This window comes from Streptomyces anulatus (genome assembly GCF_014650675.1).
Taxonomy (GTDB): Bacteria; Actinomycetota; Actinomycetes; order Streptomycetales; family Streptomycetaceae; genus Streptomyces; species Streptomyces anulatus.
In genome coordinates, this window is record NZ_BMVK01000008.1 from 64669 (window position 1) to 88465 (window position 23797).

Below are 23797 nucleotides of genomic sequence, written 5' to 3' on the forward strand. Positions count from 1 at the left end.
TCTTGGCGTGATGTGGTCACCGGTCGACGCCTCCCATCACGGGGTCGATGGACGCGACGGCGACGATGACGTCGGCGACCTGGCCGCCTTCGCACATCGCCGCCATGGCCTGCAGGTTGGTGAAGGACGGGTCGCGGAAGTGGACCCGGTAGGGGCGGGTGCCGCCGTCGGAGACGACGTGGACGCCGAGTTCGCCCTTGGGGGACTCGATGGCGGTGTACGTCTGTCCGGCCGGGACCCTGAAGCCCTCGGTCACCAGCTTGAAGTGGTGGATCAGGGCTTCCATGGAGGTGCCCATGATGTTCCGGATGTGGTCGAGCGAGTTGCCGAGTCCGTCCGGGCCGAGGGCGAGCTGGGCGGGCCAGGCGATCTTCTTGTCGGCGACCATGACCGGACCCGGCTCCAGGCGGTCGATGCACTGCTCGATGATGCGCAGCGACTGGCGCATCTCCTCCAGGCGGATGAGGAAGCGTCCGTAGGAGTCGCAGGTGTCGGTGGTCGGGACCTCGAAGTCGTAGGTCTCGTAGCCGCAGTACGGGTCGCTCTTGCGCAGGTCGTGCGGGAGTCCGGCGGAGCGCAGCACCGGGCCGGTGGCGCCGAGCGCCATGCAGCCGGTGAGGTCGAGGTAGCCGACGTCCTGCATACGGGCCTTGAAGATCGGGTTGCCGGTGGCGAGCTTGTCGTACTCCGGCAGGTTCTTCTTCATGGTCTTGATGAACTCGCGCAGCCGGTCGACCGCGCCCGGGGGCAGGTCCTGGGCGAGGCCGCCGGGGCGGACGAACGCGTGGTTCATCCGCAGGCCGGTGAAGAGCTCGAAGAGGTCGAGAACCAGTTCACGATCGCGGAAGCCGTAGATCATGATCGTGGTCGCGCCGAGCTCCATGCCGCCGGTGGCGACGCACACCAGGTGCGAGGAGAGCCGGTTGAGCTCCATCAGCAGCACGCGCAGGATGGTGGCCCGGTCGGGGATCTGGTCCTCGATGCCGAGGAGCTTCTCGACGCCCAGGCAGTACGCCGTCTCGTTGAAGAACGGCGTCAGGTAGTCCATCCGCGTGACGAAGGTGGTGCCCTGCGTCCAGTTGCGGAATTCGAGGTTCTTCTCGATGCCGGTGTGGAGGTAGCCGATGCCGCAGCGGGCCTCGGTGACGGTCTCGCCGTCGATCTCCAGGATGAGGCGCAGCACGCCGTGCGTGGACGGGTGCTGGGGGCCCATGTTGACGATGATGCGTTCGTCGTCGGACTTCACCGCGGATTCGACGACCTCGTCCCAGTCGCCGCCGGTGACTGTATATACAGTCCCCTCGGTCGTGGCACGGGGTGTCGCGTGGGGAGTGGTCATCAGGAGTACGACCTCCGCTGGTCCGGAGCCGGGATCTGGGCGCCCTTGTACTCGACGGCGATGCCGCCGAGCGGGTAGTCCTTGCGCTGCGGGAAGCCCTGCCAGTCGTCCGGCATCATGATCCGGGTCAGGGCCGGGTGCCCGTCGAAGATGAGCCCGAAGAAGTCGTACGCCTCACGCTCGTGCCAGTCGTTGGTCGGGTAGACCTCGACGATCGACGGGATGTGCGGGTCGCTGTCCGGGGCGGACACCTCCAGCCGGATCAGCCGGCCGTGGGTGAGGGACCGCAGGTGGTAGACGGCGTGCAGTTCGCGGCCCTTGTCGCCCAGGAAGTGGACGCCGCTCACGCCCGTACAGAGTTCGAAGCGCAGGGCGGGGTCGTCGCGCAGGGTGCGGGCGACCTGGACCAGGTGCTCGCGGGCGATGTGGAAGGTCAGCTCGTCGCGGTCGACGACCGTCTTCTCGATGGCGTTGGAGGGGATCAGGTCCTGTTCCTCCAGGGCCCCTTCGAGCTCGTCGGCCACCTCGTCGAACCAGCCGCCGTACGGCCGGGAGGAGGCTCCCGGCAGGGTGACGGTGCGGACGAGGCCCCCGTAGCCGGAGGTGTCGCCGCCGTTGTTCGCGCCGAACATGCCCTTGCGGACGCGGATGACCTCTCCGCCGGTGTCGCGCGGGGCGGGTACGGCGTTGCCGTTCCGCTCGCCGTTCGCGTCGGTGTTCTCGGTCACCGGAGCAGCCCCTTCATCTCGATCAGGGGCAGTGCCTTGAGGGCCGCTTCCTCCGCCTCGCGGGCGGCCTCCTCCGCGTTGACCCCGAGCTTGGAGGTCTGGATCTTCTGGTGGAGCTTGAGGATGGCGTCCAGCAGCATCTCGGGGCGAGGCGGGCAACCCGGCAAATAGATATCGACCGGAACAATGTGGTCAACACCCTGCACAATGGCGTAATTGTTGAACATTCCACCCGATGACGCACAAACTCCCATGGAAATGACCCACTTGGGATTCGGCATCTGGTCGTAGACCTGCCGCAGGACGGGCGCCATCTTCTGGCTCACGCGTCCCGCGACGATCATCAGGTCCGCCTGTCGCGGCGATCCGCGGAAGACCTCCATCCCGAACCGGGCCAGGTCGTAGCGGCCCGCGCCGGTCGTCATCATCTCGATGGCGCAGCAGGCCAGTCCGAACGTGGCCGGGAAGACGGATGACTTCCGTACCCAGCCCGCGGCCTGCTCGACCGTGGTCAGAACGAAGCCGCTCGGCAGTTTCTCTTCGAGTCCCATGGTGTGCCCCTCAGCCCCTCAGTCCCATTCCAGGCCGCCGCGACGCCATACATACGCATAGGCGACGAAGACGGTGAGCACGAAGAGCAGCATCTCCACGAGCCCGAAGATCCCCAGGGCGTCGAAGGAGACCGCCCAGGGATAGAGGAAGACGATCTCGATGTCGAAGACGATGAAAAGCATCGCCGTCAGGTAGTACTTGATCGGGAAGCGGCCGCCTCCGGCGGGAGTCGGGGTGGGTTCGATACCGCACTCGTACGCTTCGAGCTTTGCCCGGTTGTACCGCTTGGGGCCGATAAGCGTGGCCATGACCACGGAGAAGATCGCAAACCCTGCCCCGAGGGCGCCGAGCACGAGGATGGGCGCGTAGGCATTCACGCTCCTCGCTCCTTCCAGTCGTCCTTGACCTGTGGACCGCATCGGGCGACCGGCTCGCCACCTCACCAAGATCGTGCACATGTGAGGCAGTTCACAAGCCCGACTGCCCCGCATCCTATGCCCGGCCCCCTGTGATCTGCGACACGGGGTACGACAACGGCTTTGTGATCTCCACCACCTGACGAAGGATCATGAAGTCGTATGAGCGGTGATCTTCGTACGCGAAGCGGCCGAGTGATCACGAGACGTGACATTCGATGGTGTTACCGCTGGTCAAAGGCGTGCCGCGCTATCAATCGACAGCCCGTACAAGCAAATTGGCGGTGGAATGCCCCGGGGTGATAAGGGCGTCGGCCTGGATCGCCCCTCACCCGCACGAGGGGCGGTGGGGACCGAAGGGGACATGTGCACGCATTCACGAACTTCCGGATCGAGCACCCGGAGGGCGCCGGTCCGCCCGCTCGCCCACGCGCATCGCGGCCGCGAGGGTTGCCCGTCCCGATGGATCCACGCTGTGACCTGCGCCACACGGCCCCGGGCCCCGGAAAGCCGGGCTTGGCCATCGGTGTGAACGGATGGTAAGCGACGGGCAATTCGGGCGTATTACCGAAAGGCAATGATCACGGGCCTGATGATGGTCGCCCGATTTGCCCGTTACGGCGTCAATAAAGGCGCCCAGAAAGCGGATTCACAGATTCCGAACGTAACTGTGTCGCAACACACGTTTCTTGATGGGACCCCTACAGCCCTGATAGCGCTAGTACCCATGTCCCACACCGCTCACATACCCAGCCACCGGAAGCCCCGTCAGCGCGCCTCGAAGTCGGCACTGCGAGCCGGAGTTGCCGGTGGCGTCCTCAGCACCATCGCGGTCGCGGGTGCCGCCGGCCCGGCCCAGGCCGAGCCGGTGACCCAGACGATCGAGATGCCCACGATCACGTCCGGCTTCTCCACCGCCGTGGCCGCCTCCGCCCAGGCCACGCAGCAGGTCGCCCTCGACCTGGAGACGCAGGCCGACGAGGACGCCGCGGCCGAGAAGGCCGCGAAGACGGCCAAGAAGGCCCACGCCGAGGCCGTCCGCAAGGCCGAGGCCAAGAAGAAGGCCGAAGCCGCCGCCAAGGCCAGGGCCGAGGCGGAGGCCAAGGAGCGCGCCGAGCGCGCCTCCCGGACCTCCGAGCGCACGACGCTCAGCGCCTCCTCCGGCTCGTCGGACTCGGGCAGCTCCGCCTCCGCCCCCTCCTCCTCCTCGAACGTGAGCGGTTCCGCCGCCTCCATCGTCGCGTTCGCCAAGGCCCAGGTCGGCGACGCGTACGTGCCCGGCGGCACCGGCCCCAACTCCTGGGACTGCTCCGGCCTGACCCAGGCCGCGTACCGCACGGCGGGCATCGACCTGCCGCGCGTCTCGCAGTCCCAGTCGACCTTCGGCACCCAGGTCTCCCTGGACAACCTCCAGCCCGGCGACATCCTTTACTGGGGCAGCGCGGGCAGCGCGTACCACGTCGCGATCTACATCGGCGGCGGCGAGTTCGTCGGTGCGCAGAACTCCAACACCGGCACGGTGCAGCGTTCCCTGGACTACGACCGGCCGACCGGCGCGGTCCGCGTTCTCTGATTCACAAGCGCCCGCCGGCGCTCCGCTGCACGGCTGAGGGCCGCCGCTCCCCCGCTCGGGAGCGGCGGCCCTTCGCCGTCGTCGCGGCGACGAGCAGGGCCAGGACCATCAGCAGGGCGCTCACCCAGACCGGCGCCCGGTAGCCGAATCCGGCGTCCAGGGCCATGCCGCCCGCCCACGGGCCCACCGTCGCCCCCAGGTTGAACGCGGTCGTCGAGAAGGCGCCGGCCAGCGTCGGGGCCCCGGAGGCGAGGCCCAGGACCCGGGTGATCAGGGCGGTGCCCGTCCCGAAGGCGAGCATGCCGAGGAGCGGAATCAGCGCCAGGGCGAGCGCCGGGCGGCCCGCCGCCAGGGCGAGGGCCGCCCAGCCGAGGGCGAGGGCCGTCATGCCCGTGGCGACGACGGCGACCGGGCGGGCGTCGGCGAACCGGCCCGCCACCGTGACCCCGGCGAACGAGCCCGCCCCGAAGAGCGCCAGGGACACCGGCACCCACCCCGCGCCCAGGCCGGTCTCCCGGGTGAGGAGCGGCTCCAGGTAGGAGAACGTGCAGAAGGTCGCGCCCTGCACCAGGGCCATCGTGAGCAGGACCGGCCGCAGCCGGGGACCGGTCAGCGCGCGCAGCTCGTCCCGTACGGGTACGGGAGCGGCGCCCGTGTCCGTACCCCGGCCGCCCGGGATGGAGCGCAGCACCGCGAGGACGGCGGGCAGCGAGACGATCGCGACCGCCCAGAAGGCCGACCGCCACCCCCAGCGCTCCCCCAGCACCGCGCCGGCCGGTACGCCCACCACGCAGGCGATCGTCACCCCGCCGACCACCACGGCGGTGGCCCGGCCCTTCAGCCGGTCCGGGACCATCGAGACGGCCGTGGTCAGTGCGACCGCCCAGAAGCCCGCGTTGGCGAGGGCCCCGACGAAGCGGGTCGCGAGGAGCACCCCGTAGCTCGGGGTGAGAGCGCCGACGACATGGACGGCGACGAACACCGCGAGAAAGAGGAGCAGGGCGCGACGGCGGGGCCAGTTACGGCTGGAGAGCGCCATCAGGGGCGCGCCGACGACCATCCCGACGGCGAAGGCGGAGGTGAGGAGACCGGCGGCGGAGAGCGGGACGTCGAGGTCGGCGGCGATGCCCGAGACGAGCCCGGACAGCATGAACTCGGATGTGCCCTGGGCGAAGACCGCGAGCCCGAGGACGTAGACAGCGATTGGCATGGGTGAGTAGCCCCTTGGACGGAACCGTCGGGTGGACAGACAGACCGGGATGCGGGGATACGGGCCGCGGAGACGTCCGCCGGTGGTCCGGCGGGACGGCGAGAAGTGCCCGGCACGGTGATCGCCGGTGGCACGAACCCCGCGTACGGCGGTGCTTCAGCGCGTACGCGAGGGGGAAACGGCCCGTACCCGCGGTGAGCCGGGGGGCGTGGAACCGTGACGGAGGGGCCGGGGACCCGTGGGGTCAGCCGGCGACGCTCAGCACGAACACGGCCACCGGCGCACCGGTGGCCGGAGTCTGTCGGACTCGGGGCTGGCCATGGAGGAGAGGCTACCTGCCGGGCGGCGGGACCTCCAGCGGTTTCCGGGCCGGAGGACCGCCGTCCGGATCAGCGGCGGCGGGGGCGGCGGTTGGTCCGCTCCGGCTCCCTGGCCGAGGTGGTGGGCGCGGGCGGCGCGTCGTACGGGGCGTCGAAGTCCTCGTCGTCGTCCGTCGCGGTCGGGTCCACGGCGAAGCGGGGCTCCAGGAAGAGGCCCTGGTGCTGGGGCAGGGAGGCGGTGGTCATGGCTGTCTGTCCTTGGGGTCGAGCAGCGCTGTATCGGCTTGTTCCGTACCCCGCTGGCCTGCGTTCGGTGTGAGCGTGCGTCAAGAAGAGTGGTACGCACCGCGTGCCGCCGCTGCGGGCGGGGGCGGGCGCCGGCCGGTCCGGACTGCCGATGACCGGGGGGCGCGCAAATCATCGCACACGATCACCTGGGGAGTTGAGGATTAACCCCCCGTGTGAGGCGGCGACCGTGTGGGCGTGCCCGCCGGGCGTGGCTTCGGGTCCGGGCCGGCGTCTCCGTGCCGAGGCCGCCTCAGGCCTTCGGGGCCACCTTCGACAGGCCGTTGATGATGCGGTCCATCGCGTCGCCGCCCTGCGGGTCGGTCAGGTTGGCCAGCATCTTCAGGGTGAACTTCATCAGCAGCGGGTGGGTCAGGCCGCGCTGGGTGGCGAGCTTCATGATCTTCGGGTTGCCGATCAGCTTCACGAAGGCGCGGCCCATCGTGTAGTAGCCGCCGTAGGTCTCCTTGAGCACCTTCGGGTAGTTGTTCAGGGCCAGTTCGCGCTGGGCGGGGGTGGCGCGGGCGTGGGCCTGGACGATGACGTCGGCCGCGATCTGGCCCGACTCCATGGCGTACGCGATGCCCTCGCCGTTGAACGGGTTGACCATGCCGCCCGCGTCGCCGACGAGGAGGAGGCCCTTGGTGTAGTGCGGCTGGCGGTTGAAGGCCATCGGGAGGGCCGCGCCGCGGATCGGCATCGTCATGTTCTCCGGGGTGTAGCCCCAGTCCTCCGGCATCGAGGCGCACCAGGCCTTCAGGACCTCGCGCCAGTCCAGCTCCTTGAAGGCGGAGGAGGAGTTGAGGATGCCGAGACCCACGTTGGAGGTGCCGTCGCCCATGCCGAAGATCCAGCCGTAGCCGGGCAGCAGGCGGTCCTCGGCGCCGCGCTTGTCCCACAGCTCCAGCCAGGACTCCAGGTAGTCGTCGTCGTGGCGGGGCGAGGTGAAGTAGGTCCGCACGGCGACGCCCATCGGGCGTTTCTCGTTGCGGTGCAGGCCCATCGCCAGGGACAGCCGGGTGGAGTTGCCGTCGGCGGCGACGACGAGCGGGGCGTGGAAGGTGACCGGGGTCTTCTCCTCGCCGATCTTCGCCTCGACGCCGGTGATGCGTCCGGTGCGCTCGTCCCTGATCGGCGCGCCCACGTTGCAGCGCTCGTGCAGCCGGGCGCCGGCCTTCTGCGCCTGCCGGGCCAGTTGCTCGTCGAAGTCGTCGCGCTTGCGGACCAGACCGTAGTCCGGGTAGGAGGCGAGGTCCGGCCAGTCCAGCTGGAGCCGCACGCCGCCGCCGATGATGCGCAGGCCCTTGTTGCGCAGCCAGCCCGCCTCCTCGGAGATGTCGATCCCCATGGAGACGAGCTGTTTCGTGGCGCGGGGCGTGAGCCCGTCGCCGCAGACCTTCTCCCGGGGGAAGGCGGTCTTCTCCAGGAGCAGGACGTCGAGTCCGGCCTTGGCGAGGTAGTAGGCGGTCGTGGAGCCGGCTGGGCCCGCTCCGACGACGATCACGTCCGCGCTGTTCTCGGAGAGGGGCTCGGTCACGGTCGGATCTCCCGAAGACTCGAATTCGCGTGCCGCGCGGCACATGTCCCGTGCAGTCTATGGGTGCCTGTGAACCAACCCTCCGAAGGGCTCCCTGATGTCGACAGCACCTGTCACACCCCATGCTTCGGCCCCCGCCGTACGCCTCCGTGTTCCGACGGACGAGGACGCCCTGACCTGGCACCGGGTCTTCGACGACCCGCGGGTGATGGAGTTCTTCGGCGGGCGGAGCGCGGAGCTGTCCTCGTACGAGGAGCTCACCGCGCGCCAGCGGCGGCACGACGCGGAGCTGGGCTACTGCCTGTGGACCGTCATGGACGAGGAGGACGCCGTCCTCGGCTTCACCGGGGCGCAGCCGTGGCCGCACACGCACTACGGGCCGGTCGGCGCGACCGAGATCGGCTGGCGGCTGGGGCGCGCGGCGTGGGGGCGGGGGTACGCCACCGCCGCGGCCCGCACCACGCTGGAGCGGCTGCGGGCGGCGGGGGTGGGCGAGGTCGTCGCGATGGTCCACTCGCGCAACGCCCGGTCGATGGCGGTCGCGGAACGGCTCGGGATGCGGCGGGCCGAGTCGTACCCCACCCCGCGCGGCCAGGAGGCCGTCTGCTTCCGACTGGAGCTGTGAGGCCCGGGGCGTGGATCAGGCGCGGGTGGCCCGGTGCAGGGCCACCACGCCGCCGGTCAGGTTGCGCCAGGCGACCTTCGACCAGCCCGCCTTCTGGAGCAGTGCGGCGAGGGCGGGCTGGTCGGGCCAGTCCCGGATCGACTCGGCGAGGTAGACGTAGGCGTCCGGGTTGGAGGAGACCGCGCGGGCGGCCGGCGGGATCGCCCGCATCAGGTACTCCGTGTAGACCGTGCGGAACGGGGTCCAGGTCGGCTGGGAGAACTCGCAGATCACGACGCGGCCGCCGGGCTTCGTCACCCGGTACAGCTCGCGCAGGGCGACCTCGGTGTCCTGGATGTTGCGCAGCCCGAAGGAGATCGTGACGGTGTCGAACGTCTCGTCCTTGAACGGCAGTTTCATGCCGTCGCCCGCGGTGAACGGCATCCAGGGGTGGCGCTCCTTGCCGACCTTGAGCATGCCGAGCGAGAAGTCGCACGGCACGACGTAGGCGCCCGCCTTCACGAAGGGCTGCGAGGAGGTCGCCGTACCGGCCGCCAGGTCCAGGATCTTCTGCGCGGGGCGGGCGTCGACCGCCTGGGCGACCGCCCGGCGCCACAGCCGGGCCTGGCCGAGCGAGATCACGTCGTTGGTCAGGTCGTAGTTGGCCGCCACACCGTCGAACATCGAGGCGACTTCGTGCGGCTGCTTTTCCAGGGAGGCTCGGGTCACCCTTCCATTCAAGCAGCCCGGCGTCATGGATCAGCGGGGGCGGTCTCCCGCTATCGCGACGCGTTCGGCGACCCGGCGGTGCGGGGCGTAGTCGTTGACCGCGTAGTGCTGGGTGGCCCGGTTGTCCCAGAACGCGACGTCGCCCGCGCGCCAGGAGAACCGCACCTGGAACTCCGGGGCGTGCGCCTGCTGGAACAGCAGCCGCAGCAGCCGGTCGCTCTCGTCCTGCTCGAAGCCCACGATCCGGGTGGTGAACGAGGCGTTGACGAAGATCGTCCGGCGGCCGGTGACGGGGTGGCGGCGCACCACCGGGTGCTCGACCGGCGGGAACCGCTCCTGGTGCGCGGCGAGCCGCTCCGGCGGGTAGAAGCGGGCGAAGCCGGGGATGAAGTCGTGCACCGCCCGCGCCCCCTCGATGCGCTCCTTGACCTCCGGCGGGAGGTTGTCGTACGCGGCGGCCATGTCCGCCCACAGCGTGTCGCCGCCCACCGGCGGGACCTCGCGGAGCTGGAGGACCGCGCCGAGTGCGGGGCGCTCGCGGAAGGTGACGTCCGCGTGCCAGATGTTCTCGAAGGTGGGGACGGCGGTGCGGTCGAGACGGGCGACCTCGGGGTCGTCGCCGGTGGCGAGCAGCGGGTTCGTCTCCAGCTCGCCCCAGTGCCCGGCGAACGCGCGCTGCTGGCGCGAGGTGAGGTGCTGGTCGCGGAAGAACAGCACCTTCCACTCCAGCAGCGCCCGGTCCAGCTCGGCGCGCAGGGCCGCCTCCAGGGGGCGGGACAGGTCGACGCCGTGGATCTCCGCGCCGATGATCCGGCCGAGCGGGACCAGCCGGAACAGCTCGTACGGGCGGTCGGGCCGGCCCTCCGGGACCCGGCGCAGCTCGCGCGGGCCCTCGTACAGGCCGTCGGCGGGGACGCGGTGGTCGCGCAGGACGGGGGCGGGGGGCGTGGTGGTGGTCATGGTCCTTCTCCTCTCGGTGTACGGGGTCGGGTCAGCGGGCCGCGTTGCGCACGGCCGTGCCGATCTCGGCGCGCAGGGCGGCGTACGCGGGCAGTCCGCGCAGTTCGTCGGGGTCGGCGCCGGTGCGGGGCAGGTCGATCGGAAGGTCCAGGGCGACCGTTCCGGGGCGGTCGGTGAGGACGATCGCGCGGGTGCCGAGGAAGACCGCCTCGTCCACGCTGTGGGTGACGAAGACCGAGGTGGTCCCGGTCTCGGCGCTCACCGTGCGCAGGTCCTCCTGGAGCCGTTCCCGGGTGAGGGCGTCGAGCGCGGCGAACGGCTCGTCCAGCAGCAGGAGCCGCTTGCCGCCCGCCAGGGCGCGGGCGATGGCGACGCGCTGCTGCTGGCCGCCGGAGATCTGCCAGGTGCGGCGGCCCGCGGTGTCCGCGAGGCCGACGCGCTCCAGCAACTCCGCTGTCCGCCGCGCCCGTTCGGCCCGGGGCACGCCCGCGTACCTCAGCGCCAGGCCGATGTTGTCGCCGACCGTGCGCCAGGGGAAGAGGCGCGGCTGCTGGAAGACGATGCCCGCCCGGCTGCCGGGTTCGGGGCGCTCGCCGAACACCTCGACCGCGCCCTCGGTGGCGTGCTCGAAGCCCGCGATCAGCCGCAGCAGGGTGCTCTTGCCGCAGCCGGAGGGGCCGACGAGGACCAGGAACTCACCGGCCGGGATCTCCAGGGAGAGGGGGCCGAGCGCGGTCACCGCGTCCGCGCCCCGGCCGTAGGAGTGACGGACCTCCCGTACGGAGACGACGGGCGCGCCCCCGGTCGCGTCCGGGGCCCGGTCCTTCTCGGTGTCAGGGGCTGACGGCATCGCTGAGCCCTTCCTGGTGGATGGCCCTGCGCAGGGTCTCGATGTCCGGTGCGGCGTCGATCTGCTTCTGGTCGACGAGGAACCGCGCGGCGCTGTGCAGGTTGTCCGCCAGGCCGCCGGCCTTGCCGGGGGTGCCGAGCCACTTGGTGTCGGCCTGCTCGGCGGGCTTGAGGAAGATGCCCTGCTTCAGCTGGGTCCCGGCCTCGGCCGGGCTGATGCCGAGCTGTTTGCCGACGGCCGCCGAGGCGGCGTCGGGGTCGTCGTGGATCAGGTTCAGCGCCCTGGCCTGTGCCGTGCGCCAGGCGGGCAGGACGTCCGGGTGGGCCTTGAGGAAGCCGGTGGAGGCGACGCCGAGGTCCAGCGTCGGCTTGCCGCCCGCCGCGAGTTCGCGGCTGGAGACGATGACCTCGCCGGTCTTCTTCAGCTCCTCCAGCGTAGGCAGCCACACATAGGTGGCGTCGATGTCGCCGCGCGTCCAGGCGGCCAGGATGTCCTGCGGTTCGAGGTCGAGGAGCTGGACCTTCGAGGCGTCCACCCCGGCCCGGTCGAGCGCGGCGAGCAGGCTGTAGTGGGAGGTGGAGCTGAACGGGGTGGCGACCTTCTTGCCCTCCAGGTCCTTCACCGAGGAGATCTTCGAGCCGTCGCGGGCGACCAGCGCCTCGTTGTCCCCGGCGACGTCGAGCACCCAGGTGACCTCGTACGGGATGTTCAGCGGCGCGGAGAGCCCCCGGGCCACCGGGCTGGAGCCGATCGCGGCGAGGTCCACGGACCCGGCGACGAAGGCGGTGTTGATGCTGGCCCCGGAGTCGAACTTGGTCCACTTCACGTCGTAGCCGGGGAGCGCCTTCTCCAGCCAGCCCTTCTCCTTGACGATCAGGTCGCCGCTGGGGAACGCCTGGTAGGCGATGCGTATCGTCTTCCCGCCGTCGCCCCCGTCGCCGGAGCCGCCGCCCTGGCCGCACGCGGTCATCGCCAGCAGGGAGCCCAGGGCCGCGGCGAGGGAGGCGATGCGGAGCGGGCCGCGTGATCGGGGCATGGGAGTGTCCTTCGTACGAGAGGGGAGGTGGACGGGCGGGGAGAGGAGCTGGTCACGTGTGGCTGCGCCACGGGGCGAGCCGGTCCGCCAGGAGCCGTAGGGCCGCGTCGATGAGCAGCCCGGAGACGCCGATGGCGAAGAGGCCGAGCACGACGGTGTCGGACTGGTTGTAGCGCTGTGCGTCGCGGATCAGGCCGCCGATCCCCGGGAGTCCGTTGACGGTCTCGGCGGCGACGACGGAGGAGTACGCGATACCGAAGGCGAGCCGGACGCCGACGAGGATCTCGGGCAGCGCGGAGGGCAGCACGACGGAGGTGACGACCTGGCCGCGCCGGGCCCCGATCGCGCGGGCCGCCTCGACCAGGGCCGTCGGCGCGGACGCCACGGCCGATGCGGTGGCGACGGCGACCGGCGGCATCGCCGCGATGGCCAGCAGCCACAGTTTGGGCGCCTCGTCGATGCCGAACCAGATGATCAGCAGGCTGAAGTAGGCGAGCGGGGGCAGGGTCCGCAGGAACGCCACCGCGGGCTCCAGCACCACCCGGACCCACGGCAGCGTCCCCATGAGGACGCCGGCCACGAGCCCCGCGACCACCCCCGCACCGGCTCCGACGAAGATCCGGCGCAGGCTGATCCCGAGGTGTTCGATCAGGGTGTGGCCCTGGTAGCCCCGGACCCCGTCGTGCGTACCGGAGGTCTCCAGCAGCGCCCGCCAGACGGCGGCGGGCGAGGGCACCAGCACCGGCGACCACAGCTGGAGCGCGGTCACCGACTGCCAGAGACCGAGCAGGACGGCGAGCGCGAGGACGCGCAGGCCGATACGGCGCAGCAGGGCGGCACGTTCGGGGCGGCGGCGCCGGTCGCCGCCGTCGGCGCCCGGCGGGCCCGGTGTCACGGGTCCGGCGGGCCCGGAGGGTTCGGCGGTCCGTTCCCGCACGGACGGGGAGGTCGGCATGAAGGGGTCTCCGGAGTCATGGAGCGTCGCCCGACCTGGGGACAGGCCGGAGGGAGGGAAGGGCGGACGGCCCTGGGGACGCGACGATGCGAGGGGCGGGGACCGGAGGCGGAGCGGGCGCGGAGGGCGCGGATACCGGGGACGCGCGCAGGCATCACTGGGGCATCACCGAGGATGCCGCGGCAGGCTCAACAACAAGCGCTGGAGACGCGGCAGAGATCGATGTGGAGGCACTCCACCAGAAAACGATCGACTGTCACGGGCGCTGTTCTAGCACAGCGCTCCGCGCGGGCACCAGGTTCCGCCAGGGAGTGAGACGCCCCGGGACCGGTGTGTGGAACGCCCGCCGCTCCGTCGAGGAGTGGGCCGGGAACCCGGCCCGCACCTCCCTCGAACTGATCTTCACTTCTCTTCAACCTTTTCGGCACACGGGTGCTCTGTAAGGGGTGGGAGTCCGCACCCGGGGGGGCGGAGTTCGGGGGAGCACGGAAGCGCGAGGAGAGGGGAGGGCGGATGCCGGCAGGGGCTGAGCCCGCCATGGCCGACGGCGAGGGCGCCGCGTTCGAGGCGTACGCCAGGACCGGGCAGCGCCGCCTGTACCGGACGGCCTACCTGCTGTGCGGAGACGTCGAGGGCGCGCAGGACCTGACGCAGACGACGCTCGCCAAGCTGTTCCAGCACTGGCGGAAGGCGAGCCGGGCGGACAACCTCGACGCCTACGCCAAGACCGTGCTCGTCCGCACCTTCGTGGCCGAACGCCGCCGTACCGTGCGCGATCTGCTCGCCCACAACCGCAACGCGCCCCGCCCGCAGCCCAATCCCGCACCGGGCGCCGACCTCCGGGTCACGCTGCTCGCCCTGCTCGCCGAACTCCCGCCCCGGGCCCGGGCGATGGTCGTCCTGCGCTACTGGGACGACCTGAGCGTGGAGACCGTGGCCGCGCTGCTGCGGTGCAGCGAGTCCACGGTGAAGAGCCAGTGCTCGCGTTCGCTCGTCCGACTGCGCGCCCGGATGGGCGACGTCCAGATCTACTCCACCGGAAGCTGAGGGCCGGTCATGATCCCTGAACCGCACGAGCACCTGCCGCCCCGCACGCACGACGAGGAGCTGTTCCGGGACGCCCTGCACCGGACCGTCGGTCCGCTGTCCCTCCAGCCCGATCTGGTCCCCGACGCCGTACGGGAGGGCCACCGGCGGCGGGCCAGGACCCGGGCGTTCGCGGTCGCGGGCACCTTCGTCGCGGTCACCGCCGTGACCCTGGGCCTCGCCGTGCTCGGACCCTGGCTGCTGGCCGGACCGGACACGGGGCCCGCCGCGCCCGCCGGCCCGTCCCTCTCCCTGCCCGCTCCCAGCACCTCTCCCTCTCCCTCTCCCCAACGTACGGAGCCACGCCCCGACATGCCGAGCCCCACGTCCACCCCCGTGCCGACGGAGTCCGGGGCCGTCCCCGCGACACCTCCTCTCTCGACGCCCTCCCCCTCGGTCCCGCCCGGCCTCGGCCCCGAGGAGGCCCAGCGGCTGGAGGAGTTCCGGCAGCAGGCGGCCGGGGCACTGGACGCCCTGCTGCCCGCGTCGATCGGGACGGTCCTGCCGGTCGGCGACGGCCCGGAGAGCTACCAGGGGCGGCGCGGCTCCATCGTGCACTCCGTCCGCCTGTCGGTGCGCCCGGAACCGGAGGGTCCGGCGCCCGCCTGCCGCGACATCCCGGAGAAGGGGCTGACCTGCGAGGACCTCACCCTGGACGACGGCACGCCCGCCCGGGTGTACCGGCAGCCCGCCGAGGGCCGCACGGGCACGGAGGTCTCCCTCCAGTACCGGTCCGGCCGCAGCACGGTGGCCCTGTCCGTCTCGCCCGCGCCGTCCGGGGCGGGCGGTGCTCCCGTCACCGCCGGGGACCTGGTCCGGGTCGCCCAGAGCCCTCGGTTCCGGGAGCTGATCGCGTACGCCGACGAGAACCCGGTGCCGCGGAGCGGGGCCGCCTCGTGACGCGCCGCCGCCCCACCGGCACCCTGCCGCCCGTGTACCGGGATCCGGACCGCGACGAGGACACGTTCCGGCTGCGCGTGCCGCCGCCCCGGGCCCCGGGGCGCGCACCGGGCCGCGCGCGGTCGACGGCCCGCTCCCGGGTGCGGCGCAGACGCCGCAACCGGCGCCGGGCGGTCTCGCTCGCCGTGCTGGCGCTCGTGGTCGTGGCGGGTGCGGCCCTGCTGGTCGGCCGCCCCTGGCAGGACGGGGGCGGCCCGGCGGACGCGGCGTCCGACCCGTCCCTCACGGCACCGGCGGGCGGACCGGACAACGCCTCGGAGCCACTGGAGGACCCCCCTCCGTCCACTCCCCCGCCGTCCCCGTCCGCTTCCGCCTCGGAATCGGGCTCGGACTCGGACTCGGACTCGGACAAGAAGGACGGCGTCCGGGCCGAGGACATCCCCGCCTCGGGTCCCGGCACGTTCACCGTGGCCCGTGCGGGGGTCGACGCGAAGGGCAGAGGAAGCGCCTACCGGGTCGAGGTGGAGGACGGCACCGGCGTCGACCCCGACCGGGCCGCCGAGGAGATAGCCGCCGTCCTCGCCCACCCGCGCGGCTGGAGCCACGGCGGTGAGCACACGTTCCGCCAGGTCGCCGACGGGCCGGCCGGGCTCGTGATCAAGATCGCCACCCCGGCGACCACGGACCGGATCTGCGGCGAGTACGGCCTGAAGACGCGCGGCGAGGTCAACTGCCGGGGCGGCGAGAAGGTGATGGTCAATCTGAAGCGCTGGCAGCTCGGTTCGCCGCAGTTCGACGGGCCCGTCGCGGAGTACCGGGCGCTGATCGTCAACCACGAGGTCGGGCACTGGCTGGGGCGCGGTCACGAGACCTGCCCGGGGAAGGGCCGCCCCGCGCCCGCGATGATGCAGCAGATCGACGGGCTGAAGGGCTGCGTCGCCAACGCCTGGCCGTACGACGCGAAGGGACGCTATCTGGGCGGCCCGAAGGTGCCGTGACCTTCCCGTAGGGAGCCGGCTCGGCTCCCTACGGAGCCGGCTCCGGCCCGGGAGCCTGTCGGGTGACCATCCGACAGGCCCTCAGCGGGCGCGGTGCACGAGCCGCCCCGCGAGGACCGTCGCCACGCAGGCGCGCGTCCCGCCCGCGCGCAGGGCCGCCTCGTCGGGCACGTCGAAGACCGCGAGGTCCGCCCGGCCGCCCACGGCCAGCGGGGCGCCCGCCGTACGGGCCAGGTCGCCGCCCGCCGCGAAGGGGTCCAGGTCCGGCGGTCCGGAGCGCGCGGGCGACGGCGGGACCCGGACCAGACCCGACCGGGAGACGGCCGTGCGCAGCGCGGGGTCCTCCGCGTCGAGGAGGCCCGCCAGGTGCGTCGTGCCGTGCCGCAGCATCCGCTGGAGCCCGCGCCGGACGGACCCGGCCCGCCGGGCCGTGTCCATCGTCACCGCGAGCCGCTCGAACTCCTCGCCCCACAGCGGGAGTTCGCCCAGCTCGTCGGACTCGCGGGGGTCGGGGTGGTAGCAGCGGGTGAGCAGCTCAAGGGCCCGGTCCTGGCGCAGTCCGGGCGTGAGGAGGCCGGGCCAGCGGCGGACCCGGGCGGCCGGGTACGCGGCGACGACCTCCTCGTACGGGCCGAGGGCCGCGATCCGCTCCCCGTCCACCGCGACCGCACCGTCCGCGACGGCCGCCGCGCCGACCGGGAGGACCAGGGGCGCGGCGTGGATCGTCAGCACGGATACGTCAGTTGGCGTTGAGGAGCTTCAGCTCCGGGTGGGCCGTGCCGCCCTCGATCGCGGTGGAGGAGATGTGCGAGACGACGCGCTCGTCGACCGGGTCGTTCGCCGGGTCGTCGTGCACGACGAGGTGCTCGTACGTCGTGGCGCGCTGGGCGGGGACCCGGTCCGCCTTGCGGATCAGGTCGATGATCTCCAGCCGGTTGGAGCGGTGCTTGGCGCCGGCCGAGGAGACGACGTTCTCCTCCAGCATGATCGAGCCGAGGTCGTCCGCGCCGTAGTGCAGCGACAGCTGGCCGACCTCCTTGCCGGTGGTCAGCCAGGAGCCCTGGATGTGGGCGACGTTGTCGAGGAAGAGCCGGGCGATGGCGATCATCCGCAGGTACTCGAAGAGCGTGGCCTGCGTCTGGCCCTTCAGCTTGTTGTTCTCCGGCTGGTAGGTGTACGGGATGAAGGCGCGGAAGCCGCCCGTACGGTCCTGGACGTCCCGGATCATCCTCAGGTGCTCGATGCGCTCGGCGTTGGTCTCGCCGGTGCCCATCAGCATGGTGGAGGTGGACTCGACGCCGAGGCCGTGCGCGATCTCCATGATCTCCAGCCACCGCTCGCCGGACTCCTTGAGCGGGGCGATGGCGGTGCGCGGCCGGGCGGGCAGCAGCTCGGCGCCGGCGCCGGCGAAGGAGTCGAGCCCGGCGGCGTGGATCCGGCTGATGGCCTCCTCGGCGGAGACCTTCGAGATCCGGGCCATGTGCTCGATCTCGGAGGCGCCCAGCGAGTGGATGACCAGCTGCGGGTACGCCTTCTTGATCGCGGAGAAGTGCTCCTCGTAGTACTCCACGCCGAAGTCCGGGTGGTGGCCGCCCTGGAACATGATCTGGGTGCCGCCCAGCTCCACGGTCTCCGCGCAGCGGCGCAGGATGTCGTCGAGGTCGCGGGTCCAGCCCTTGGCGGTGTCCTTGGGCGGGGCGTAGAAGGCGCAGAACTTGCAGGCCGTCACGCACACGTTGGTGTAGTTGATGTTCCGCTCGATGATGTACGTCGCGATGTGCTCCGTACCGGCGTAGCGGCGGCGGCGTACGGCGTCGGCGGCGGCGCCCAGCGCGTGCAGGGGCGCGGACCGGTAGAGGTCGAGCGCCTCCTCCGGGGTGATCCGACCGCCTTCGGCGGCTCGGTCGAGGACGGGCTGAAGGTCGGCCTTCTCGGTCACCGGGCTGTCACCTTTCGGCGGTTTTTCTACGGATCCTCGGACCGATCCAGCGTACGCCAGCCCCGGGCGCCGTCAGCCGCCGGACCTGGTGAGCTTCCCGTACGGGAGACCCGCGGCGCGTTCCTTCGAGCGGTAGTCCAGGGTGCCGTCGCCGGCGAGGCGGAAGACCACGTCCGCCTCGGTGCCGGTGCACAGGCCGGGTGTGCTGGGGCGGTCCGGGTCGGTGCGCTCGCGGATGTTCAGCTCCTTCGCGGTGCCGGAGGCGAGGGTGCCGACGCTGTTGCAGGTGACGGTGATGCCGAGTTGGGAGATCGTCGTGCTCATCCGGACGACCTGCTCGCCGCGTTTCCCCGCGGCGAAGACGGCGGTGAGGGTGCCGTGCGGCTGGCCGGTCGTCTTCTCGGTGACCGGGCCCTCCCAGGTGCCCACGTAGGCCTTCGGCAGCTCGCCGACCGGGGCCCCGGTCGCGTCGGCGGACTCGGCGGGCGTCGGCTTCTCGGAGTCGGGCGGGGATGCGGACCCCGACGGGGTTCCGGCGGCGTCACTGCCCCGGTTCCGGTCGGCGTCGCCGCCCGGGAAGAAGCCGTCGAGCAGGCCCGTGCCGAGGGTGACGACCGCGAGCGCGCCCGCCACGGCCAGGGCGACCGTGCAGCTGACACGGCGGCCCCGGCGTTCCCCGGAGGTCCGCCGGTTCTCGGCGCTGACGGTCAGGGAGAGGCGGGGGTCGCCGGCACGCTGACCCGGCAGCCCGCTCGCGCCGTGCGCGCCGTCGCCGCCCTGACGGTAGGTCCCGGCGTGCGCGGGCGGCGGGGGCACGGTAGAGGCGGGCTTCGCGCGCGGAGGCGCCGGGGGCGGCGGCGGGGGCGTCCCGTAGGTGTCGTCCTGCGGATGCGGTGTCCCGTACGCGTCGTCCTGCGGGTGCGGGGTCCGGTACGGCACGTCCTGCGACGCCTCCTGGGGCGCTTCCTGGGGCGCTTCCTGGGGGCGCGGTGTCCCGTACGGGGCTTCCCTCGGCGCTTCCCGGGGACGCGGTGTCCCGTACGGCGCTTCCTGCGGGCCCGGTACGGGCGGCCCGAACGGCCCGCCCCGGCCCGGTGCCGCCGTTCCCGGCACCGCTCCCAGCGACGCGCTGCTGAACGGCACCGGTCCCGACTGCACCGGCGCGTCCTGCGGTTCCAGGTCCAGCAGCGCCACCGCGGACCGGCTCACCTCGCGCACCAGTCCGCCCGGCAGCCAGCCGCCCGCCACCATCGCCGCCGCCCCGCCGGGAGCGAGCGCACGGGCGAGATCCTCCGGGGCGGGCCGGGCCGCCGGGTCCTTGGCGAGGCAGCCCGCGACCACCTCGCGCAGTTCGCCCTCCAGGTCGCCCAGTTCGGGTTCCTCGTGGACCACCTTGTAGAGGAGGACGGCGGAGGAGTCGCCCGGGAAGGGGGCCGCGCCCGTCGCCGCGTACGCGAGGACCGCGCCCAGCGAGAAGACGTCGGCCGCGCCCGAGACGTCCCGGCCCCGGATCTGCTCGGGAGCCATGTAGCCGGGCGAGCCGACGGAGACCCCGGTGGAGGTGAGCGAGACGGTCGCGCCGAGGGCCCGTGCGATGCCGAAGTCGATGAGACGGGGCCCGTCGAGGGCGAGCAGCACGTTGGACGGCTTCACGTCGCGGTGGACGATGCCCTGCCCGTGGACGACGGCGAGGGCCTCGGCGAGCCCCGCGCCCAGGGTGCGTACGGCGTGCTCGGGCAGCGGGCCGTGCTCGGTGATCGCCTGCGAGAGCGGCGGCCCGGCGACGTACCCGGTGGCCACCCACGGCACCGGGGCGTCCGGGTCGGCGTCCAGGACCGGGGCGGTCCACTGGGCGCCGATGCGCCGGGCGGACTCCACCTCGCGCCGGAACCGGGCGCGGAACTGCTCGTCGAGGGCGAAGTGGGGGTGGACGACCTTGACCGCGACCGTGCGCCCGCCCGCGCTGCGGCCCAGATAGACCCGGCCCATGCCGCCCGCGCCGAGCCTGCCGAGCAGCCGGTAGGAACCGATGGTGTGCGGTTCGCCCGCTTCCAGCGGCTGCATATGGACTCCCCCTGTGAACCCTGCGGACGGTGAACCCGTGGACGGTAAACCCTGTGGACGGTCCGGACCCGGACCGAAGCCTAGGGGGCGCCAACGGCGCGGTCACCGGGAAACGGCCGGACCATTCCCCCTTCTCCGGTCAGGAGGGGACCTTTTCGCCCCGGGGAAAGGCGCGAATGTGTTGTTCCGGCGCCTCTCCCATTCCCTCTCCGGCAGTCCTGTCCGGCAGTCCCGTCCCTCGGTCCTATCCCGCAGTCCTATCCAGCGGTCCTATCCGGGGGCGGAAAGGGAATTCCCCTCATTCCCCGGTTCAACCGTCCGGCCATTCAGCCGCTCAGCCGCTCAGCCGCCGAGCAGCTCCACCCGGACGTCGGCCGGGTAGCCGGTGTCCCGGCCCGTGCGGCGGGCGAACTCGCGGACGCCGGCCAGCTGGTCCGGGCCGAAGCGGAAGTCGAGCGTCGTGAAGTACTGCTCCAGCACCTCCGCGTCGAAGGCCTCCCAGCGGGCCGCCTGCTCCGCCACCTTGGTGACCTCCTCCAGGGAGAGGTCCCGGGAGGCCAGGAACGCCTCGTGGACCTGGGCCGCCTGTTCGGGGTGCGCGGCGAGGTAGTCCTTGCGGGCCGCCCAGACGGCGAAGACGAACGGCAGCCCCGTCCACTCCTTCCACATCTGGCCCAGGTCGTGGACCTGGAGCCCGAGCCGGGGGGCGTCGTGCAGGTTGGCGCGCAGCGCGGCGTCGCCGATCAGCACGGCGGCGTCCGCCTCCTGCATCATCAGGCCCAGGTCGGGCGGGCAGGTGTAGTAGTCGGGCCGGACGCCGTAGCGCTCGGCCAGCAGCAGTTGCGCCAGCCGCACCGAGGTGCGGGAGGTCGAGCCGAGGGCCACCCGGGCCCGGTCGAGCTGCTCCAGCGGGAGCTGGGAGACGATCACGCAGGACATGACGGGGCCGTCGCAGCCGACCGCGATGTCGGGGAAGGCCACCAGGTCGTCGGCGTTGCGCAGGTACTCCACAAGGGTGACCGGGCCGATGTCCAGCTCCCCCTTGATCAGCTGCTCGCTGAGCCGCTCCGGGGTGTCCTTGGAGAGCTCCAGGTCGAGCAGGGTTCCCGTCCGCGCCAGGCCCCAGTACAGCGGGAGGCAGTTCAGGAACTGGATGTGGCCGACGCGGGGCCGGCTGCGACGGTCGTCGTCGCCTTCACGGGGGGAGACGGTTGAATTGTCCACATCGCGAGGCTAGACCCGCATCCGCCCACGAGCATCACCGGGGCCCGCGCGCGCCGCCCCACGCCCCGCCCGTACCCCACTCCGCGCCCTCTTCCGGGGGCCCTCCGCCGGACGCTCGTCGAAGGCCGTCAAACATTCGGGCGAAGTGATCTTTCCCTCTACCGCTCGCCGGAGACCGCGTGCTAGGCTCGCCCGCAAGTTGCAGTTTGGTTTCCCTTGCAGTACAGAGCCTGCGGAGCATGTAACCCGCAGGCTTTTGTAGTTTTCAGACTTGTTTGCAGGTTCTGGAGCAGGGCAACCCTTTGGCCCAAGGAGGGCTTATGGCTACCGGAACCGTCAAGTGGTTCAACGCTGAAAAGGGCTTCGGCTTCATCGCCCAGGACGGCGGCGGCCCGGATGTCTTCGTTCACTACTCCGCGATCAACGCGTCCGGGTTCCGCTCCCTCGAGGAGAACCAGGTCGTGAACTTCGACGTCACTCAGGGACCCAAGGGTCCGCAGGCTGAGAACGTCACCCCGGCCTAGTTGCCCGGGTCGGTCGATCGCGGCCGTTCATAGCAGTACCCAAGGAGCCCCGCTCCCCCGCTTCGGCGGAGGAACGGGGCTCCTGCCTGTGGACGACCGGATCCGTCAGGCCACGGCGGACCGGGCGGCGACCGCGTCGGCCGGGTCCCAGCCGGCGCGCGGCACGGAGGCCAGCAGCAGCCGGGTGTACGGGTCGCGGGGGTCGGCGAGCACCTCGGCGGTCGGGCCCTGTTCGACGGCCGTTCCCCGTCGCATCACGACGACCTCGTCGGTGATGTGCTGCACCACCGCCAGGTCGTGGCTGACGAAGACCAGAGCCACCCCGGTGTCCCGGCGGATGCCGTCGAGCAGCTGCAGGATCTGGGCCTGGATCGACACGTCGAGCGCCGCCACCGCCTCGTCCAGGACCAGCACCTTCGGGTCGACGGCGAGCGCGCGGGCGATGGCCAGGCGCTGCCGCTGCCCACCGGAGAGCCCGTGCGGCAGGGCCTCGGCCTCGCGCTCGCCGAGGCCCACCCGGTCCAGCAGCCCGTCGGCCAGGTCCGCGGGCCGGCCGTGCAGCCGCAGCGCCGTGGTCAGACAGCGGCGGGCCGTGAGCCGGGGGTCGAGCGAGAGGTAGGGGTCCTGGAAGACCATCTGGATCTCCCGCGCGCGGGCCAGCCGGGCCGCCCCGCCGCGGGGGGCGGCGAGTCCCCGGGCCCGCCCCTCGACCCGGACCGTTCCGGCGTCCGGGCGGACCAGGCCCACCAGCATCCGGGCCACGGTCGTCTTGCCGGAGCCGGACTCCCCGACGATCCCGAGCGAACCGCCCGCCGGGACGGTGAAGCCGATGCCGTCGGCGGCGGTCAGGCGGCCCTTGCCGGGCAGCGGGTACGTCTTGCGCAGCCCCTCGACCGCGAGCAGCGGCGCGGGGTCCTGCCCTGAGGGGATCGTCATCGGTCGGCGCCCTTCTGCGGTATCTGCGGTACGGGGACGAGTTCGGGCAGCCGGCGGCAGGAGGCGGAGCCCGTACCGCCGTCCGCGAGGGCCACCGGCTCGGGCCGCCAGGTCGCGCACTCCGGTTCGGCGTCCGGACAGCGCTCGGCGAAGGGGCAGCCCGCGAAGGCGTCGGCCAGCGAGGGCGGCTTCCCGGGGATCGGGCGGATCTCCCGGTGGTCCTCCCCCAGCGTCGGCGAGCACGCCAGCAGCCCCCGGGTGTAGGGGTGGCGGGGCCGCTCGAACAGGTCGCCGGCGGTCCGCTCCTCGACGACCCGGCCCGCGTACATCACGTACACGCGGTCGCAGTAGGCGGCGGCCAGGTGCAGGTCGTGGGTGATGAACAGCAGGCCGAGGCCGCGTTCGGCGCGCAGGGTGCGCAGGAGGGCGAGGATCTCCGCCTGGGTGGTGACGTCCAGGGCGCTGGTCGCCTCGTCGGCCAGCAGCAGCCGGGGCTCGGCGGCCAGCGCCCCGGCGATGACGACGCGTTGGAGCATCCCGCCGGAGAGTTCGTGCGGGCGCTGGCGGACCCGGCGCCCCGGTTCGTCGAGCCCGACGGCGCCCAGCAGCTCGACCGCGCGGTCCCGGGCCGCCGCTCCGGTCACCCCGGTCCCGGCGGCGGCGAGCCGCTCGACGAGGAAGTCGCCGATGCGGCGGACGGGGTTGAGGGCGGCGCGCGGGTCCTGGTGGACCAGGGCCACGGTCCGGGCCCGGTGGGCGCGCAGCTCCTCGCCGCGCAGGGCGAGGACGTCGCGGCCCGCCACCCGTACGGAACCGTCGAGGGCCGTCCCTTCGGGAAGGGTGCGCAGGGCGGCCTTGGCGGTCGTGGACTTGCCGGAGCCGGATTCGCCGACCAGGCCGACGACTTCGCCGCTCGCGACCCGCAGGGACACCTGGTCCAGGACGGGCCGGGCGGTGCCGGGGAGGCGGAGGGTGAGGTGGTCGATGTCGAGGAGCACGGTGTCACTTCCCGCTGCTTCGTATGGCATGGGC

Annotated in this window: 24 protein-coding genes; 6 read left to right on the forward strand and 18 right to left on the reverse strand. The window is 72.3% G+C overall.

The genetic code is table 11. The features are described 5' to 3' along the window. Positions 1-16: 16 nt before the first annotated feature. Genes IE272_RS20975 through IE272_RS20990 form a run of 4 tightly spaced genes read right to left on the reverse strand, consistent with a single transcriptional unit; the run spans position 17 to position 2996 of the window. Positions 17-1339, reverse strand: coding sequence for an NADH-quinone oxidoreductase subunit D (locus IE272_RS20975; protein WP_098891866.1), 1323 nt, complete (start codon positions 1337-1339; stop codon positions 17-19). Then, complete coding sequence (locus IE272_RS20980; protein ID WP_056701294.1) at positions 1339-2067, reverse strand: NADH-quinone oxidoreductase subunit C; 729 nt, start codon at positions 2065-2067, stop codon at positions 1339-1341. The genes IE272_RS20975 and IE272_RS20980 overlap by 1 nt, the downstream gene beginning before the upstream one ends. Next, a complete protein-coding gene (locus IE272_RS20985) occupies positions 2064-2618 on the reverse strand; it encodes a NuoB/complex I 20 kDa subunit family protein (RefSeq protein ID WP_003967083.1) in 555 nt (184 codons plus the stop codon). The genes IE272_RS20980 and IE272_RS20985 overlap by 4 nt, the downstream gene beginning before the upstream one ends. A gap of 18 nt (positions 2619-2636) precedes the next feature. Continuing rightward, positions 2637-2996, reverse strand: coding sequence for an NADH-quinone oxidoreductase subunit A (locus IE272_RS20990; protein ID WP_003967084.1), 360 nt, complete (start codon positions 2994-2996; stop codon positions 2637-2639). A gap of 766 nt (positions 2997-3762) precedes the next feature. On the opposite strand from IE272_RS20990, the gene IE272_RS20995 reads away from it, so the two are divergent. After that, positions 3763-4608 carry a C40 family peptidase gene (locus tag IE272_RS20995; RefSeq protein WP_050361042.1) on the forward strand — a complete coding sequence of 282 codons (846 nt, stop codon included), beginning with the start codon at positions 3763-3765 and terminating at the stop codon, positions 4606-4608. 1 nt (position 4609) lies between these two features. On the opposite strand, the gene IE272_RS21000 is transcribed toward IE272_RS20995, so the two are convergent. From IE272_RS21000 to IE272_RS21010, 3 genes are all read right to left on the reverse strand, one after another. Continuing rightward, the gene (locus tag IE272_RS21000) at positions 4610-5818 is read right to left on the reverse strand and encodes a Cmx/CmrA family chloramphenicol efflux MFS transporter (protein ID WP_098891868.1); all 1209 of its coding nucleotides are present in this window, start codon (positions 5816-5818) and stop codon (positions 4610-4612) included. Between the two features lie 389 nt (positions 5819-6207). Next, positions 6208-6384 carry a hypothetical protein gene (locus IE272_RS21005; RefSeq protein ID WP_007451746.1) on the reverse strand — a complete coding sequence of 59 codons (177 nt, stop codon included), beginning with the start codon at positions 6382-6384 and terminating at the stop codon, positions 6208-6210. Between the two features lie 292 nt (positions 6385-6676). After that, positions 6677-7960, reverse strand: coding sequence for a geranylgeranyl reductase family protein (locus IE272_RS21010; RefSeq protein ID WP_050361044.1), 1284 nt, complete (start codon positions 7958-7960; stop codon positions 6677-6679). 97 nt (positions 7961-8057) lie between these two features. Between IE272_RS21010 and IE272_RS21015 the strand changes: the two genes are divergently transcribed. Further along, on the forward strand, positions 8058-8585 hold the full coding sequence (locus IE272_RS21015) for a GNAT family N-acetyltransferase (protein ID WP_050361045.1): 528 nt from the start codon (positions 8058-8060) through the stop codon (positions 8583-8585). A gap of 15 nt (positions 8586-8600) precedes the next feature. Here the strand turns inward: IE272_RS21015 and IE272_RS21020 are convergent, their stop codons facing one another. Genes IE272_RS21020 through IE272_RS21040 form a run of 5 tightly spaced genes read right to left on the reverse strand, consistent with a single transcriptional unit; the run spans position 8601 to position 13094 of the window. Then, positions 8601-9293, reverse strand: a complete 693-nt coding sequence (locus IE272_RS21020; RefSeq protein ID WP_047178195.1) for a demethylmenaquinone methyltransferase — start codon at positions 9291-9293, stop codon at positions 8601-8603. Between the two features lie 30 nt (positions 9294-9323). Beyond that, a complete protein-coding gene (locus IE272_RS21025; protein ID WP_056701299.1) occupies positions 9324-10253 on the reverse strand; it encodes a TauD/TfdA dioxygenase family protein in 930 nt (309 codons plus the stop codon). A gap of 31 nt (positions 10254-10284) precedes the next feature. Further along, positions 10285-11103 (reverse strand): ABC transporter ATP-binding protein, encoded by an 819-nt coding sequence (locus IE272_RS21030; protein WP_056701301.1) that lies wholly within the window; start codon positions 11101-11103, stop codon positions 10285-10287. Next, positions 11087-12139, reverse strand: a complete 1053-nt coding sequence (locus IE272_RS21035) for a taurine ABC transporter substrate-binding protein (RefSeq protein WP_190007495.1) — start codon at positions 12137-12139, stop codon at positions 11087-11089. Before IE272_RS21035 ends, IE272_RS21030 begins: the two co-directional genes overlap by 17 nt. A 52-nt stretch (positions 12140-12191) precedes the next feature. After that, entirely contained in the window at positions 12192-13094 is a 903-nt protein-coding gene (locus tag IE272_RS21040) for an ABC transporter permease (protein WP_056701303.1), read from the reverse strand. 537 nt (positions 13095-13631) lie between these two features. Between IE272_RS21040 and IE272_RS21045 the strand changes: the two genes are divergently transcribed. Genes IE272_RS21045 through IE272_RS21055 form a run of 3 tightly spaced genes read left to right on the forward strand, consistent with a single transcriptional unit; the run spans position 13632 to position 16078 of the window. Continuing rightward, complete coding sequence (locus tag IE272_RS21045) at positions 13632-14141, forward strand: SigE family RNA polymerase sigma factor (protein WP_078961361.1); 510 nt, start codon at positions 13632-13634, stop codon at positions 14139-14141. Between the two features lie 9 nt (positions 14142-14150). Continuing rightward, positions 14151-15080, forward strand: a complete 930-nt coding sequence (locus IE272_RS21050) for a hypothetical protein (RefSeq protein WP_056701304.1) — start codon at positions 14151-14153, stop codon at positions 15078-15080. Further along, complete coding sequence (locus IE272_RS21055) at positions 15077-16078, forward strand: DUF3152 domain-containing protein (protein ID WP_190007497.1); 1002 nt, start codon at positions 15077-15079, stop codon at positions 16076-16078. The genes IE272_RS21050 and IE272_RS21055 overlap by 4 nt, the downstream gene beginning before the upstream one ends. A gap of 81 nt (positions 16079-16159) precedes the next feature. On the opposite strand, the gene IE272_RS21060 is transcribed toward IE272_RS21055, so the two are convergent. The 4 genes from IE272_RS21060 to IE272_RS21075 all read right to left on the reverse strand — a co-directional run bounded on the left by IE272_RS21060 (position 16160) and on the right by IE272_RS21075 (position 21305). Continuing rightward, entirely contained in the window at positions 16160-16810 is a 651-nt protein-coding gene (locus IE272_RS21060; RefSeq protein ID WP_056701307.1) for an imidazolonepropionase-like domain-containing protein, read from the reverse strand. A 7-nt stretch (positions 16811-16817) separates the two neighbouring features. Beyond that, entirely contained in the window at positions 16818-18017 is a 1200-nt protein-coding gene (gene mqnC / locus IE272_RS21065; RefSeq protein WP_050361054.1) for a cyclic dehypoxanthinyl futalosine synthase, read from the reverse strand. Between the two features lie 72 nt (positions 18018-18089). Then, the gene (locus IE272_RS21070) at positions 18090-20081 is read right to left on the reverse strand and encodes a serine/threonine-protein kinase (protein WP_190007499.1); all 1992 of its coding nucleotides are present in this window, start codon (positions 20079-20081) and stop codon (positions 18090-18092) included. Between the two features lie 342 nt (positions 20082-20423). Continuing rightward, positions 20424-21305 carry a menaquinone biosynthetic enzyme MqnA/MqnD family protein gene (locus IE272_RS21075; RefSeq protein WP_050361056.1) on the reverse strand — a complete coding sequence of 294 codons (882 nt, stop codon included), beginning with the start codon at positions 21303-21305 and terminating at the stop codon, positions 20424-20426. Between the two features lie 320 nt (positions 21306-21625). Between IE272_RS21075 and IE272_RS21080 the strand changes: the two genes are divergently transcribed. After that, a complete protein-coding gene (locus IE272_RS21080; protein ID WP_003967102.1) occupies positions 21626-21829 on the forward strand; it encodes a cold-shock protein in 204 nt (67 codons plus the stop codon). A gap of 105 nt (positions 21830-21934) precedes the next feature. Here the strand turns inward: IE272_RS21080 and IE272_RS21085 are convergent, their stop codons facing one another. After that, positions 21935-22765, reverse strand: coding sequence for an ABC transporter ATP-binding protein (locus IE272_RS21085; protein ID WP_073957970.1), 831 nt, complete (start codon positions 22763-22765; stop codon positions 21935-21937). After that, positions 22762-23793: an ABC transporter ATP-binding protein gene (locus IE272_RS21090; protein WP_190007501.1), complete on the reverse strand. Its 1032-nt coding sequence runs from the start codon at positions 23791-23793 to the stop codon at positions 22762-22764. Before IE272_RS21090 ends, IE272_RS21085 begins: the two co-directional genes overlap by 4 nt. Between the last annotated feature and the right edge of the window lie 4 nt (positions 23794-23797).

Bases quoted from the DNA above. Each gene is read 5' to 3' on its own strand.
- IE272_RS20975 (WP_098891866.1), bottom strand. From the start codon at position 1,339: ATGACCACTCCCCACGCGACACCCCGTGCCACGACCGAGGGGACTGTA.
- IE272_RS20985 (WP_003967083.1), bottom strand. From the start codon at position 2,618: ATGGGACTCGAAGAGAAACTGCCGAGCGGCTTCGTTCTGACCACGGTC.
- IE272_RS20995 (WP_050361042.1), top strand. From the start codon at position 3,763: ATGTCCCACACCGCTCACATACCCAGCCACCGGAAGCCCCGTCAGCGC.
- IE272_RS21000 (WP_098891868.1), bottom strand. From the start codon at position 5,818: ATGCCAATCGCTGTCTACGTCCTCGGGCTCGCGGTCTTCGCCCAGGGC.
- IE272_RS21005 (WP_007451746.1), bottom strand. From the start codon at position 6,384: ATGACCACCGCCTCCCTGCCCCAGCACCAGGGCCTCTTCCTGGAGCCC.
- IE272_RS21015 (WP_050361045.1), top strand. From the start codon at position 8,058: ATGTCGACAGCACCTGTCACACCCCATGCTTCGGCCCCCGCCGTACGC.
- IE272_RS21025 (WP_056701299.1), bottom strand. From the start codon at position 10,253: ATGACCACCACCACGCCCCCCGCCCCCGTCCTGCGCGACCACCGCGTC.
- IE272_RS21030 (WP_056701301.1), bottom strand. From the start codon at position 11,103: ATGCCGTCAGCCCCTGACACCGAGAAGGACCGGGCCCCGGACGCGACC.
- IE272_RS21035 (WP_190007495.1), bottom strand. From the start codon at position 12,139: ATGCCCCGATCACGCGGCCCGCTCCGCATCGCCTCCCTCGCCGCGGCC.
- IE272_RS21040 (WP_056701303.1), bottom strand. From the start codon at position 13,094: ATGCCGACCTCCCCGTCCGTGCGGGAACGGACCGCCGAACCCTCCGGG.
- IE272_RS21045 (WP_078961361.1), top strand. From the start codon at position 13,632: ATGGCCGACGGCGAGGGCGCCGCGTTCGAGGCGTACGCCAGGACCGGG.
- IE272_RS21050 (WP_056701304.1), top strand. From the start codon at position 14,151: ATGATCCCTGAACCGCACGAGCACCTGCCGCCCCGCACGCACGACGAG.
- IE272_RS21070 (WP_190007499.1), bottom strand. From the start codon at position 20,081: ATGCAGCCGCTGGAAGCGGGCGAACCGCACACCATCGGTTCCTACCGG.
- IE272_RS21080 (WP_003967102.1), top strand. From the start codon at position 21,626: ATGGCTACCGGAACCGTCAAGTGGTTCAACGCTGAAAAGGGCTTCGGC.
- IE272_RS21085 (WP_073957970.1), bottom strand. From the start codon at position 22,765: ATGACGATCCCCTCAGGGCAGGACCCCGCGCCGCTGCTCGCGGTCGAG.
- IE272_RS21090 (WP_190007501.1), bottom strand. From the start codon at position 23,793: ATGCCATACGAAGCAGCGGGAAGTGACACCGTGCTCCTCGACATCGAC.